Here is a 14,862-nt window from a genome sequence, read left to right as displayed (position 1 = left end):
CTTCAAGAAGGAACAGCCCCACCTACGGAGTAAACCTGACTTCGTCAGGGTGGGGACCCCGCTTTTCTTATTAGAATCCGCGTGATCCTGGTTTGTTTAGTCCGTATTGTTCGAAGAATTCTTCTTTGAAGTCTAGTAAACGATCGTTTTTGATGGCTTCACGGATTTGTTCCATTAAGTTGATTAAGAAGTGTAAGTTATGATAAGACACTAAACGTTGTCCAAATGATTCGTTCGCTTTAATCAAGTGACGAATGTATGCTTTTGTATAATTTTTACAAGCATAGCAATCGCAGTTTGGATCTAACGGAGTAAAATCGCGTTCATAAGTTTTATTTTTAATCACAACACGACCAACTGAAGTCATCGCTGTTCCGTGACGAGCAATACGAGTTGGTAACACACAGTCAAACATATCAATACCTAAAATAGCTCCATCGATTAAATCATCTGGAGATCCTACTCCCATTAAATAACGTGGTTTATCTTTTGGTAAATATGGTGTTGTATACGAAATCATCTTACGCGCTACATCTTTTGGTTCTCCAACTGATACCCCACCAACAGAGTATCCTGGGAAATCCATTTCAACTAACTTTTCAGCACAGTATTTACGAAGTTCTGGGAATTCCCCACCTTGAACAATCCCAAATAACGCTTGCGTATCAGGATTTTTATGAGCATTTTTCCCACGCTCTGCCCAACGAATCGTACGTTCTACTGAATCTTTCATATAGTCATAAGTGGCTGGATATGGTGGACACTCATCAAATGACATGATAATATCTGCCCCTAATGAATTCTGAACACCGATAGAAATTTCTGGTGACATAAATAATGGTGCTCCATTACGATGATCACGGAAGGTTACTCCTTCTTCCGAGATTTGACGTAGTTTACTTAAGCTAAAAACTTGGAATCCACCAGAGTCAGTTAAAATAGCTCCGCCCCAATTCTCAAATTTATGAAGCCCTCCGGCTTCTTCCACAATTTTTTCACCAGGCTGTAACCATAAATGATATGTATTCGCTAAAATAATTTTAGCTCCCATTTTTTCTAACTCTTCTGGTGATAATGTTTTAACCGTTGCTAATGTTCCAACAGGCATAAAAACAGGAGTTTCAAAACTTCCGTGTGGTGTGTGTAATTTTCCATAACGCGCACCTGATTGTTTACATTCATGTATTAATTCATATTTAATCGCCAAGATTGGCACCTCACTTTAACTATCTTAGTTGCATTTTATTCTATAATTAGCATCGCATCTCCAAAACTAAAGAAACGATATTTTTCCTCAACTGCAATTTTATAAGCATTCATCACAGCATCTTGTCCTGCTAAAGATGAAATTAACATAATTAATGTTGACTTTGGTAAATGGAAATTTGTAATCATTCCATCAATCCCTTTAAATTGATACGGCGGATAAATAAAGATATCTGTCCATCCTTCACAAGCCACAAATTTCCCATGATCACGAGCAATGGTTTCAAGTGTACGTGTTGAAGTGGTTCCAACTGTAATAATACGTCCACCTAACTCATGAGTTTGATTTAAAATATCTGCCGTTTCTTGTGACATTTGATAAAATTCTGCATGCATATCATGTTCTTCGACAGAATCTACTGATACTGGTCTAAACGTTCCAAGTCCAACATGCAACGTTACATAAGCAATTTTAACCCCTTTAGCTTGAATTTCTTCAAGTAATTCAGGAGTAAAATGTAACCCTGCTGTTGGGGCAGCTGCTGAACCAATTTCCTTAGCAAAAACAGTTTGATAACGATCACGATCATCTAACTTTTCAGTAATATAAGGTGGTAATGGCATTTCTCCAAGTGAATCTAATACCTCATAGAAAATCCCATCATACATAAATTTGAAAACACGTTTTCCCATATCGCCTGTTGAAATACACTCTGCTTTTAAACGTCCGTCTCCAAATTCAACAATCGTCCCAACTTTAACACGCTTAGCAGGTTTTACTAACGTTTCCCAACAATCTTGTTGTTCTTGTTTTAATAATAAAACCTCAATGCTGGCTCCTGTATCTGGTTTTTGTCCCATTAACCTAGCTGGCATGACCTTCGTATTATTTAATACTAATGTATCATTTGGGCGCAAGTAATTTAACACATCATGAAATACTTCATGTTTTACCTCACCCGTTTTCTTGTTTAAAACCATTAAACGCGATGTATCGCGATCTTTTAATGGAGTCTGTGCGATTAATTCATCGGGCAATTCAAAATCAAACTGATCGACTCGCATAAAACACCAACTTTCTATGTTGCAAAATTAATTTAATTACTTCTTAAATTATCTACCAAATATCGCTTTTTTTCAATCTTTATTTTAACGGATACTCAATCCCTAAATGATGACAAGCTTGTGGTGTAATCACTCGACCACGAGGTGTTCGTTTAATAAATCCCATTTGAAGTAAATACGGCTCATAAACATCTTCAAGCGTCTGTGATTCCTCCCCGATTGAAGCGGCAATCGCTTCAATTCCACAAGGACCACCACCAAAGCGTTCAATAATTCCTCTTAAATACTTATGATCCACATAATCAAGCCCTAACTCATCAATGTCTAAACGATCAAGTGCTAATTTTGCAATATCATGTGTAATCACTCCATTCCCTACTACCTCGGCATAATCACGAACACGACGGAATAATCGATTTGCAATACGAGGTGTGCCACGAGAACGACGAGCTAACTCTAGTGCGGCTAAATCATCCATCTCAATCTCATAAACAATCGCCGTACGCTTAACAATAGAAGTTAACTGCTCTTCTGTATAGTACTCTAATCGATTAATAACACCAAAACGATCACGAAGTGGAGCTGATAAATCCCCTGCTCTTGTCGTTGCCCCAACCAGTGTAAATGGCGCTAAATCTACACGAATCGAACGTGCTGACTCATCTTTTCCAACGACAATATCTAAAACATAATCTTCCATCGCTGGATACAAAACTTCTTCGATTGATTTAGGTAAACGGTGAATCTCATCAATAAATAAAACATCTCCTGGTTCAAGAACTGATAAAATAGCCGCTAAATCACCACTTCTTTCAATCATAGGCCCTGATGTTGTTTTAATGTTAACACCCATTTCATTTGCAATAATCGTGGCTAATGTCGTTTTACCAAGACCCGGAGGTCCGAATAATAAAACATGATCTAGCGACTCGTTACGATTTTTAGCCGCTTCAATGAAAATACGTAAATTTTCTTTTACAGCTGTCTGTCCGATATACTGATTTAAACGTTCAGGACGTAAGCTTAATTCAGACTCATCTCCCATGACTTCATCTGGTGTCACTAAGCGTTCTTCTGTCATCTTCATTCCCTACTTCCTTCTTTTATTTTTGCACAAGCATGCAAAGTAATACCAAATTCCTCTTTAAGTTTTACTTCTCCCTCTTCAGTCAAATAATATTTCACCTCATGATCCATTACTTCCATCACAAGGTATCCCTTATCAACGCAATACTCAACAAAGGCGCCCCCAATAGCAAATGGATTAATACGTTGCATTGACTTCATCCTATCCCTCTCTTCTATATATAACAATTAATAACCAAGATAATAAAAGTCAGTCTTGATTATTCAAATGCTTGATTATCCACCCCAACTATAGACCCTATAAAATAACTATAGAAAATTAATCAGGACTAATCGATTACTTAACTAATAATTGTAGACCTTTTTTAATAATTTCATCAACAGAAGCATCAGTATCTTTAAATGCGTTTTTAACCTTCGTTAATTCTTTATCTCCATATCCAAGTGCTTGTAGAGCTTCAAGCGCCTCAGATAAACTATTATTGACAAAAATTGCAGCATCTGGCACAACTAACTTACCTTTTAAATCCAAGATAATTTGTTGCGCAGTTTTTGGACCGATTTTAGGAAACTTACATAAATATTTTGCATCACCATTTTCAATCGCATGACGTAATCCACTCATATCCTTCATCGCTAAAATCGCACAAGCTGTTTTAGGTCCAATGCCTCTTGCACTAATCAAATTGATAAACAAATCATGTTCCTCAAGCGTCTTAAATCCATACAAACTTAAATCATTCTCTGACACCACTTGGTGTGTAAAAACCTGTGTCGCTTCATCCTTTCTAAATTCATAAGGATTCGCCGTATAAACTTTATATCCAATACCCGCTACCTCAATCACAACGAAATCTTTAGCGCTATAAGCAACCGTTCCTTTTAAATATGCGTACACCTTCATCACCTCTTTATATTGATTCATTATAACATAACTTCACCTAGATTAAAAAGTTACAAAAACAAACATTAGTTCTATTTTAGGAGATTCATTTCTATTTTAATCATGAATCCATTTAAAATCATCATAACCTTCTAAAAAATCACGTCAATAGTTGCTATAAATTAAAAAAGCTTGCCCTTACGGACAAGCCCTCATCTTAATGATGATCTTTATCTTTTAAGAATAAGAAGTAGTACGCTGCAGTCACTAACATCCCACCTATAATATTTCCGATTGTAACTGGAATAATATTAGCCATAATTTGTCCAATCGTAAGATCTGCTCCAAGTAAATATCCCATTGGTAAAACGAACATGTTTGCCACGCAGTGTTCAAATCCTGTAATAACGAATAACCAAATCGGAATATAACTAATAATAACTTTTCCTGTAACATCCTTCGCTGCATAAGACATATAAACTGTGATTGCAACTAAAATATTACATAACGTACTACGAGTTAATAATTCAACCATATTTAAATGAACTTTTTTCTCAGCTAAATGCATCACACCTTCAGCTATTGATCCGGTAAATGTATTACTATAATACACTAAAACAACTAAGAATAAAGCTCCAACTAAGTTTCCAAGCCAAACAATACTAAGATTTTTTGCTACATCACCTAATTTAATTTCTTTTTTATACCACGCCATCGTGACTAACGTATTACCGGTAAATAAATCAGCTCCAGCAATTAAAACTAATAATAATCCCACAGGGAATAATAAAGCTCCAACCACTTTACCAACTGCCGCATCTGCCATAATGCCAGATACAATTAAATATCCTGTGTAGCCAAGTCCAATGAATAGTCCTGCCAACATAGCTGAAACAAATACAATACTATTTTTCTTAGATGTCTTATACTTACCAACACCAACCGTTGCTTCAGCAATTTCTTTTGGCGCTAACATTTGTTGCATAAAATACCCCTCCACGTAATTCTCCTAAAATCTAACTATAACATCAGAGTTAATACATTATGATGTTATAACGTTATAACATAACAATAACACCAATTCACTTTATTTGTAAATAAATTTTAAGCAATTTAGTGTCATTTTTTCCTTATTTTATCCACATTTCTCCTGTACTTCCCATATTCTCTCCACTTCTTTCTTACATTTTAATGAAAACGTTATATTTACGACCATTCCCACAATATATTATAATAGTTATAACATTTAATAGAAAAGGAGATTGATAGATGGAAACGATAGAGAGGCAAAAAATAAAAATTTGGAAAGAATCCGATAAAATGTGGGTCATGATATTTATCGCCCTCTCCTTAATCGGATTTGGATTTATTACCTCTTCCTTTAAAGACATTTTAAACGGTTTATATGAAATTATTATTCATCCAGATGCCCTTATCACTGATTATATCGTGATCGGTGGAATTGGAGGAGCATTTGTTAACTCTGGAATATTAACCTTAATTATCATTTTTCTACTCTGGAAAAACAAAATCCACTTTAATGGGGCAACCTTCGCTTCCCTATTCCTAATTGCTGGTTTTTCATTTCTAGGTAAGAATTTATTAAATATATGGGCCATCATCATTGGGGTCTACTTATTTGCAAAGTATCATAAACAACCTTTTGCTAGATACATCTATATCGCATTATTCGGAACGGCGATGGCCCCCATCGTAACAGAGATTATCTTTCACTTTCAACTTATTTTACCGCTTCGAATCATACTCGGTATTATCTTAGGAATTCTAATTGGATTTATTCTTCCCCCTCTAGCCTCTCACTTTTTAAAGGTTCACCAAGGATATAACCTTTATAATGTTGGATTTACAGCAGGTATGATGATTACCGTTTTAGTTGCCTTATTTAAATCCTTTGGATATAACCCCTCATCTCAACTCATTTGGGGAGAGGGGAATAATCTTTTAATCGGAAGCTATCTCTATTTTCTTTGCACGGTAATGATTCTACTAGGAGAGTTGACTGATACACGATCAATTGAACAATTCAAACGGATTACACACCACTCAGGACGACTAGTTAGTGATTTCATTTTAATAGATGGTTTTTCTCCAACACTCATCAATATGGGAATCAATGGATTAATCGCTACTACTTACGTCTTAATAGTTGGTGGTCAGTTAAATGGACCAACTATCGGTGGAATTTTTGCCGTTATAGGATTCGGAGCATTTGGAAAACATTTTAAAAACATTATCCCGGTAATGATTGGTGTAGTCATCGGTTCCTATTTAAAGGTATGGTCTATTAATGATCCCTCGATTTTACTTGCAGCCTTATTTGGAACGTCACTCGCTCCGATTGCAGGTGAATTTGGTTGGGCATACGGAATTTTAGCAGGCTTTTTACATTCATCCGTTGTTTTACATGTCGGAAGCCTGCATGCTGGATTAAATTTATATAATAATGGTTTTTCTGCTGGCATTGTCGCCGCTATTTTGGTACCATTAATTGAAGCTTTTCGAAAGGAAACACGTCAATGATTTCAACACAAAAACGCATAGCAAAAATAACTAACGAGCTTATTAGCTTCTTCTTCACCTTAGATGCAACGAATATCTCTGTTCAAATCAATGAGCAAGACTCACAATTTGAACTTCTCCTAAGTTGTAACTATAACGTAGAAAAATCAGATAGGCTTAAAGATCTAAGCTATTATTTACAAACTAATCGACAAGTTGAAATGGAAGAGTGTTATTGGGAATTAGCAGGCGAAGGATGTAAAGATTTTGAATTAGCCTTAATTGGGATGATGACTGACTCATTTAAAATGGAAATCAATCAAAACCTTCTAAACCTTAAACTCTATAAAAATAAGGCTTAGACACAAAAAAGGAGATGCTTTATAACTTAAAGTATCTCTTTTTTTATTTAATCATTTTCTGTCTGTTCATCTTCACTTATTTTTTCTTAAGATAACGTGGAGGTCTCGGATTTTCCTTTAAGACATTATACAAAATTCGATATGCATCATTCCCTCCTAGTTCAATCGAATTTTCAATCACACTTTTTCTAAAATCAAAACTTCCGTAAATACCAGTGCCCAAATCTCGACTTGGTGCAATTTCAATCAGTCGTTTACCATTAATTTCTTTTCGACCCAAACACTGCCCCCGATTTAAATAAACAATAATAATCGTCTCACAATCTGATTTTAACAAAGGAGCGAGAGGGGCACGTTCATATTTCATCGGATCACAATAATAGCTGTTATCAATATAAACAGGATTATACAACATCGGTACAGCTGTTGTCGCAAACAAAATATCTTGCATTTTCTTTGGAGACTGATGATTTAAGTTAAAATAGGCTAATTGCTTACTATTTACTTTTCCACATGATACGATAAGGTCTATTGATTGTTTCTGTATAATAGATGGCTTTAAATACTGGCGTAATACTTTCTCAAATCCCTTTCTTTGTAATGGAAGTCCTGTTTGATTAGCAACTCCAACCATATTAATCGCCCCAAAAAAAGGCGACATCTGCCTCGTATTCACACGATGTACAATTTGATTTACCTTTTTAATATTTTCTTTACTCACACCAAAAATAGCTGTCCAATTACACTGTTGCCAAATTTGGTCAATCTCATCTGCACTATACATTAGGTACAGAGCCCCATTTAAAGCGCCAATGGATGAACCTGATATCATTTTTATTTCGTTTGCAATTTCTAATTCTTCCAACACTTTAAAAACACCCACTTGATAGGCACCTTTTGCCCCTCCACCACATAGAACTAACCCTATATTTTTCACACTATCCCCTCCTCTCTATATCAATAAGTTATGAAATTAGCCCCTAATGGTGCCTTTAAATAAAAAAGGATTCCACTTAGGAATCCTCTTCTTGACATAACTTAAAAGCATTAGCCGTCACTTCTTTTTTAACAAGGCGATTGAGTGTACAGTAACGCTCTTGATACACTCCAACCTGACTTGCAGTTTGATAACCGATGGTCTCATTTTGTAAATTCTTAGCCAGATGACTCCCAAGCGATGAAGAAGCAATTTTCATTACAAACAAATAACTTGATTGCCAAGCATATCGTGTCTGTTGCCACAACTTAACATAACACATGACCTCATCAAAACAACCTTTGCATGATTGACATTGCGACTTAGAAAGCCCTGCCAATCGTCTTGCAATACAGGGGGTCGGCGTTAAGGCATAAAGGGGCATTTGTTTTTTTTGTGTGCGAGAAGAAAACATCATAAACGCATTTAATGCTCTTTTGAAAACAGGTGACTCCTCACTTTTCGAATTAGGATCGACAGTTTCCGCAATCACAGCAATTCGATTAGGATTCATCAAACTTTGAATTAACTCATATAAATCAAGAAACTTCATCTGTTTTCTAACTGATTTCTCGTTCATCCAATTAAAGCTTTGAATCATATCAAACTTTGTAAAATCGTAAGGTTTAAAACATAACTCATTTAACTTTTCTTTAAATCCTTTAAATGATGGTTGAATAACCATCGAAATTGGAACTAAATTCACCTCATTTTTAATTAGTCCAACACTTACATAATGTCTAAAAATATTCATTTGACTTCGCAAGGCTAACTTATTCCCCTCAACGGTAAAGACATTAATAATCTTATTAGAAAAAACCTCTTCCATCACCTGAATTAAGCCAAAGACATCTCCACCTGAACCACTTCCAAGCGCTAGTACATTTATCACTTGAAGCTCATCATACGTTTGATACACCTCAACATTTAAAAACCAATCATGATAGACCTCATAACTTTGACGATAACTAATCGGAAACTGTTCTACTAAACAAGCAATAATCGCTTCCTTACTATTGTGTAAATTATCCTGAGTATGTCCAAGTGTTTTCACATCCACATCAGGTGACAATTGTTCCTGCCACACTTCAATTTGTTCATACAATGTGGGATTTAATACTCTCATCATCTCACCCCAATCAAAAATTAGTCAACTCTTTACATCATATGATGTAAATCAAAAAAAGCAGTAAATTTTTATAAAAAATTACTGCTTCTCCTACTAGTTGCCTATTTTATCGTAATGATGACCGATCAGGTGAATACATTCGTCCAACTTCAAAATATAATGATACTTGAACAAAACCTGATTGGTTATAATCATTGATTTCGTTATAAGGAAAATAAGCTGTCATTTCATTATACTTTTCTGTCTTATCAAGAACAAATTCAACTTCTTGAGGGTAATTGATATTAGCTAACTTGCAAAAATAATTAAATTTATCAATTGCTGCCAATACATCGTCATAATAGCGATCAAAATAAACTTCATCCCCTGGCTGTACAACAACAATCCGAACACGACTAAAGCTTCGTTCCATCTTCTTTCCTCCTACCCTTATTATGATTTCATTCTATTATATTTTCAATGATCACAAACTATGTCTGCAAAAACATAAAAAGAGACCTTTCTTATGAAGGCCTCTTTCATCTTTTATAATTCACTTAAAACATCATCTAAATTCTGAATTAAAACTTCGATATTTTCTTCCGTAATCACTAAAGGTGGCTGGAAAGCTAGTACATTACGTCCTAGTCCATTTTTTCCAACAATTAATCCGCGATCTTTTAGCTTCTCTAAAATGAGATCTGTTTCTTCAGATGCTGCTTCTCCATTTGCTTTTACTAATTCAGCACCAAGCATTAAGCCAAGTCCACGAACCTCTTTAATAATCGGATGCTTTTCCTTTAGCAACTCTAATTTTTGTTTTAAAATAGCTCCTAAATACTCTGAACGTTCACACAGGTTATTTTTTTCAATGTAATCTAAAACTGCCATCGCAGTAGCTGATGAAACAGGATTTCCACCAAGTGTTGAAGCAGATGGCTTAGTAAATGCCTTTGCGATTTCATCATTCGTACAAAAAGCAGAAATTGGCATTCCATTTCCAAGTGCTTTCGCAACCGTCATAATGTCTGGAACCACGCCATAATTTTCAATCGCAAACATCTTTCCGGTACGTGCAAATCCAGTTTGAACTTCATCAATCAATAATAAAATATCATGTTGCTCAAGAAGAGCCTTTAATTCTTTGAAGTACCAAAGAGGAGGTGTAATAATTCCACCATTTCCTTGAATCGGCTCTGCGATTAAAGCTGCAATATTTTCTGCTCCTTGTTCTTCAATAACTTGTTTAATACTTTCAATTGAAGCCTTTGCCGCTGATTCTAAGTCTAATGTATCACTATAAACATTCTTGGCAAAATGAATACAACGAGATAAATCTGGATCTGCTCGCCACATTGGAATAGCAGTGGCACTCATGGTTAAATGCGTACGTCCATGTAACCCATTATGAAGGGCTATAAAATCATTTTTCCCCGTATATAATCTTGCCAGCAACATGGCTCCTTCATTCGCCTCAGAACCCGTACAGCAGAAGAATGAGCGACGTAAATTTCCAGGTAACACCGTTGCTAACTTCTCTGCTAAATTCACCATTTGCTCTGTTAAATAAATGATCGTCGTATGTTGTAACGTTTGCATCTGTGAAATCGCCACATCTAAAATTTCTTTATTACAATGCCCACAGTTCATCACTGAAACACCCGCAAAAAAGTCAATATACTCTTTTCCTTGATCATCATATAAATACTGCATATCCCCTTTCACGATTTGTGGAGGATTTTTATAAAAATGATTTCCATGAGACGATGGAAATAAAAACTCTTTTTTCTTTTGAATAATTTTATCTGCACCTATCATAATTTATCTCCTTAATTATATTGCATTGCTCCAAGTGTGAAGCCTAAGTTTTCATAATTTAATTCTTTTACTAACTCATCACAAAGCTCAAGATTCGCTATCGCTTTTTGATACGTATTAATAATCTGACGTAACGTTTCAAGTTCATAGTTACATCCTTCAATTTTAAAGGATGCCGCACCTAAATGATGTAATTCTTTTAATAAAGGTAAATAACATAATTCTTTAGCTAATACCATATGGTTATTCCCTTTATTGTCACGATAAACAGGATGTTCCTGTCCTCTATCATCAATTAATAACAAGACCTCTTTATCACGATACTTACGATCTGCTTTTTGACTTGCCTCAACGATTTTTGTATTTTCATATAAATCATGACTCATATACATCACAACAGGGGCCCCATGAACTGTAATCTCAATCGGTAACGCTGAATGTTGCAATAAATCTTTTGTATTCATCACTGGTGATTCATTTGACATGCCCGCTAAGCTTAAACCAAAACGTCCATAGAAATTAGCTGCTGTCGCATTATAAATATTTAAAGCTGTATCCCCAATCATTTCAAAACCGAAATCTGCAAAATAACGAATAGCCCCTAAATTCGTCACGACAATCCCATCAATTCCTAAATTTTGCGTACGTAATAAATGAGCATAACGACTGAAATCATCTTCATACATCATCGTCGGTAATCCTAAATAAAGTTTAGAATTTCCCTTATTTTTCGAAAGACTTTGAATTTCTTTCACACTAAATGGCAACTGTGGTTGGAATACTTCACCTGATAAATAAATCTTTTCAACCCCTTCTTCGATTGCCATCATCGCGGCCTGATAAGAATTAACTTTAACACTTAAAGTCGGTCGATGCGTTTTGATGTCCTCTGTCGCAAGCATCGATTTAATTTGTTGAACTCGTGAGTCTTTCATTTCACTCTCTTCGACTGGTTTACTAAACACTTTTCCAGTACTATAAAACTTCCCTGTTCCTTCCCATCGTTCATTAATATTACTTAGTCCTGGTTTACCAAAAGCATAAGCGGTCGAGAAATCACGTTTTCGGTTTTCATACAACGTTTTTGAATCCTTCTGACGATCATAAAAAATCGGATCTTCAATATAACGATTAATGGCATCACTGTAGCTATTAATAATCCCCAGTAGATAGTCGGCTTCTCGCATACGACCTTCAATTTTAAATGAAACCACTCCCGCTTCAATTAATTCCGGAATATTTTCATACATATACATATCTTTAACCGCCAATGGGAAAGTTGTATTGTATTGGTTCCCCCCTTGGTTCATTTTATATCCCCAACGACAAGGCTTCATACATAAACCACGATTACCACTTTTTCCAAATAAAATTCCACTATACGTACATTGTGAACCATGTGCCACACACATGTCACCATGCACAAAATATTCAAACTCCATATCAGTTTGACGAGAGAAGTACTTGACCGTCTCTAAATCAATATCACGAGAAGTTACAACGCGTGTTACGCCAAGTTCTCGTAAGGCTTTAATGGTTTCAAGATTATGTGTATTCATCATAACAGAGGCATGAATATTTAAATCTAGTCCAAGTTCATTAACTAAGTACACAATACTCATATCTTGAACGATAATAGCATCTGGCTTTAATTCACTCAAATAGGTTAAATAATCTTTTGCTTGTTTTAAATCCTCTGAACTTAACAGGTTATTAACTGTAATATAGATTTTCTTTCCTAGATCATGTGTAATTTTAACGGCTTCTGCTAACTCTTCATCTGTAAAGTTAAATCCTTTTCGATGCATACGCATATTGAAAATTTTACCACCTAAATAAACCGCATCTGCTCCACTATGAATGACTTGTTTAAATATTTCGAACGTCCCAACAGGGGCCAGTAATTCAACTTCTTGATTATTAAAATATCGACTCATACTCCGCTTCCTCTTCTTTCATCAGATTGATTTTCATTATATCATAACCTGTTTTTAAATGAATAGACTTTAATATTTCGACATTTATCACTTTATTCAGTTAACTCATTTTAATATGAAATAAAAAAAATCGCCTCTTAAAAGCAAAAGGCTTTAACAGGCGATTAAATAAGACGATTAACGTCCACAACATTTTTTATATTTTTTTTGACTCCCACATGGGCAAGGTTCATTACGTCCAATTTTAGTTGATTTAATTGGATTAATCATTGGAACAACAACTTGTGTTGAGGCAACCTCTTTCACTGCTGAAGCTTCTAAATCAACTTGACGGAATCCACGATTTTCCCACGTACGAGCATGATTAAATGCATCCATTAAAAGAATCATTAACGCCTGTCCTACATTGTAAGATTCCATTTCAATTTGACGGCCTTCAAGTGCCATAAAGGCTAATTTAGGTTGATATTTATATGCAAAAGACATTCCCATTTCATGTGCAATTTCACGAGCGACTTTTTTATCTTCACAAATATTTTCTTCAATAAATTTTTGAACTTGCATTAATTGAGGAGTCCATTCACCTTCGTCCATTCCAAACTGTTGAATTTCTTCTTTTGTTGGCATGTAATATTCTTTTTCTTCTTGAGTTTCGCGTAAAGCTAATACTTCTTGTTCTGAATCAATAAGTAATGAATCTGAAACAAATAATGGTCCAAATGATTGAACATTTCCATGGAATGTTAATTTACAGAATAATACATTTAGCGCTTCTTCTGGCGTTAATGGTGTTGTTTCATACTCATTAAACACTTTACATAATTGAGCAAAATCACAAATTCCGTATAAATTAACTAATGCCTTCATATATAAATAAACAAGATCCGTACGTACTTTTGTATCTTGTAATTCTGGTTGAGAGATATTAGCATAAGCCTCTTTTACAACTTGAGGCATCATGTAAACAACCTCTTTACCGTTCATGACAGGGTAAACATATCCAAGATTGTATAACGTGTAAACAGAAGAAGACATCATCTCATCACAGTTAACATACGCTTCATTAACTAACATAACGAAATCACTCATCATCAAATCGTCCATGCCACACAGAATATACTCTAAACGTGATACATCACCAAGTGTGGCAATAATACGTTCAATTAATCCACCTTTTGCTAATGACGAACATCCTTTTAATCCATGATGATCCACTAAACGTTTTAATTCAGGTTTTTTGAGTTTATTTAGAATTGTTTCTAACTTCTCATCATAATTACATTTAATTGCATTTGCAATCATTGATTCTTTAATAATATCGTTCATATTTTGCATCAGTAATCCCACCTTACAAAAGAAAAAGTCAACTCGAAATTTATACTTTATCATATTATTAATAAAAAAGCAAAAGAAAATTCTACAAACAAGGTGTTTTACCTCTTATTTTTCTTGTTTTATTTTCTTTTTTCGACATCGAATTACACATAAAATAATCGATTTTTCTTAGACTATAACTAACAATCATTTAAGGTGGTGACCATGATGGGATTATTATTGTTTTTTGAATTCATCTATACGTTGTTTTCCTATTGGGAGATTATATGGCCCAATATCGCAAACTTTTTTTAATCCAAAAATAGAAGCATTGCCTAACGCAATGCTTCTATTTTTGGATTAAAGGATATTCTAATTCCATGACGCATATATATGTATATGTCTAAGTCTAAATCAGTTTTGTACAACTGCAAAACTTTTGCCTCTCCTATCAGCGGAGAAGACTGCTTCAAGAGTAGGGGACCCATGGACTATTGGATGTCTTAGTAGTAGAAAGTCCGATGAACTAAGACTTATTCTAAAACTGAAAAGACATTTCTATTTCTGTATAGATAGTCTTAAAAAGG

14 protein-coding genes are annotated in these 14,862 nt (G+C 34.8%); 2 read left to right on the top strand and 12 right to left on the bottom strand.

What is annotated here, in order from left to right:
- Nucleotides 1–70: 70 nt before the first annotated feature.
- The 6 genes from tgt to J6D32_RS11435 form a co-directional block, all read right to left on the bottom strand.
- The gene (gene tgt / locus J6D32_RS11460) at nucleotides 71–1,207 is read right to left on the bottom strand and encodes a tRNA guanosine(34) transglycosylase Tgt (protein ID WP_006784293.1); all 1,137 of its coding nucleotides are present in this window, start codon (nucleotides 1,205–1,207) and stop codon (nucleotides 71–73) included.
- Nucleotides 1,208–1,242: 35 nt separating this feature from the next.
- Entirely contained in the window at nucleotides 1,243–2,271 is a 1,029-nt protein-coding gene (queA, locus tag J6D32_RS11455) for a tRNA preQ1(34) S-adenosylmethionine ribosyltransferase-isomerase QueA (protein WP_006784292.1), read from the bottom strand.
- Between the two features lie 79 nt (nucleotides 2,272–2,350).
- Nucleotides 2,351–3,358 (bottom strand): Holliday junction branch migration DNA helicase RuvB, encoded by a 1,008-nt coding sequence (ruvB, locus tag J6D32_RS11450; RefSeq protein ID WP_006784291.1) that lies wholly within the window; start codon nucleotides 3,356–3,358, stop codon nucleotides 2,351–2,353.
- Nucleotides 3,355–3,558, bottom strand: a complete 204-nt coding sequence (locus tag J6D32_RS11445; RefSeq protein ID WP_129821269.1) for a hypothetical protein — start codon at nucleotides 3,556–3,558, stop codon at nucleotides 3,355–3,357. Before J6D32_RS11445 ends, ruvB begins: the two co-directional genes overlap by 4 nt.
- A 136-nt stretch (nucleotides 3,559–3,694) precedes the next feature.
- Entirely contained in the window at nucleotides 3,695–4,255 is a 561-nt protein-coding gene (ruvA, locus tag J6D32_RS11440) for a Holliday junction branch migration protein RuvA (protein WP_287467688.1), read from the bottom strand.
- Between the two features lie 202 nt (nucleotides 4,256–4,457).
- Nucleotides 4,458–5,225: a formate/nitrite transporter family protein gene (locus J6D32_RS11435; protein WP_039930827.1), complete on the bottom strand. Its 768-nt coding sequence runs from the start codon at nucleotides 5,223–5,225 to the stop codon at nucleotides 4,458–4,460.
- 284 nt (nucleotides 5,226–5,509) lie between these two features.
- On the opposite strand from J6D32_RS11435, the gene J6D32_RS11430 reads away from it, so the two are divergent.
- Together J6D32_RS11430 and J6D32_RS11425 are read left to right on the top strand one after the other, a co-directional pair.
- A complete protein-coding gene (locus tag J6D32_RS11430; RefSeq protein WP_006784288.1) occupies nucleotides 5,510–6,781 on the top strand; it encodes a DUF1576 domain-containing protein in 1,272 nt (423 codons plus the stop codon).
- A complete protein-coding gene (locus J6D32_RS11425; protein WP_039930829.1) occupies nucleotides 6,778–7,122 on the top strand; it encodes a hypothetical protein in 345 nt (114 codons plus the stop codon). The genes J6D32_RS11430 and J6D32_RS11425 overlap by 4 nt, the downstream gene beginning before the upstream one ends.
- Nucleotides 7,123–7,198: 76 nt before the next feature.
- Here the strand turns inward: J6D32_RS11425 and J6D32_RS11420 are convergent, their stop codons facing one another.
- From J6D32_RS11420 to J6D32_RS11395, 6 genes are all read right to left on the bottom strand, one after another.
- The gene (locus J6D32_RS11420) at nucleotides 7,199–8,059 is read right to left on the bottom strand and encodes a patatin-like phospholipase family protein (protein WP_006784287.1); all 861 of its coding nucleotides are present in this window, start codon (nucleotides 8,057–8,059) and stop codon (nucleotides 7,199–7,201) included.
- 76 nt (nucleotides 8,060–8,135) lie between these two features.
- Nucleotides 8,136–9,224 carry a hypothetical protein gene (locus J6D32_RS11415; protein WP_006784286.1) on the bottom strand — a complete coding sequence of 363 codons (1,089 nt, stop codon included), beginning with the start codon at nucleotides 9,222–9,224 and terminating at the stop codon, nucleotides 8,136–8,138.
- Nucleotides 9,225–9,333: 109 nt separating this feature from the next.
- Nucleotides 9,334–9,639, bottom strand: coding sequence for a hypothetical protein (locus J6D32_RS11410; RefSeq protein WP_006784285.1), 306 nt, complete (start codon nucleotides 9,637–9,639; stop codon nucleotides 9,334–9,336).
- Nucleotides 9,640–9,752: 113 nt separating this feature from the next.
- Nucleotides 9,753–11,024: an aspartate aminotransferase family protein gene (locus tag J6D32_RS11405; RefSeq protein WP_006784284.1), complete on the bottom strand. Its 1,272-nt coding sequence runs from the start codon at nucleotides 11,022–11,024 to the stop codon at nucleotides 9,753–9,755.
- A gap of 11 nt (nucleotides 11,025–11,035) precedes the next feature.
- Complete coding sequence (locus tag J6D32_RS11400; protein ID WP_006784283.1) at nucleotides 11,036–12,961, bottom strand: peptidase U32 family protein; 1,926 nt, start codon at nucleotides 12,959–12,961, stop codon at nucleotides 11,036–11,038.
- 177 nt (nucleotides 12,962–13,138) lie between these two features.
- Entirely contained in the window at nucleotides 13,139–14,296 is a 1,158-nt protein-coding gene (locus J6D32_RS11395) for a YecA family protein (protein WP_006784282.1), read from the bottom strand.
- Between the last annotated feature and the right edge of the window lie 566 nt (nucleotides 14,297–14,862).

Origin of the sequence: Turicibacter sp. (assembly GCF_017941855.1) — a bacterium.
Classification (GTDB): domain Bacteria; phylum Bacillota_I; class Bacilli_A; order MOL361; family Turicibacteraceae; genus Turicibacter; species Turicibacter sanguinis.
This window is presented reverse-complemented; position numbering and strand designations above follow the sequence as displayed.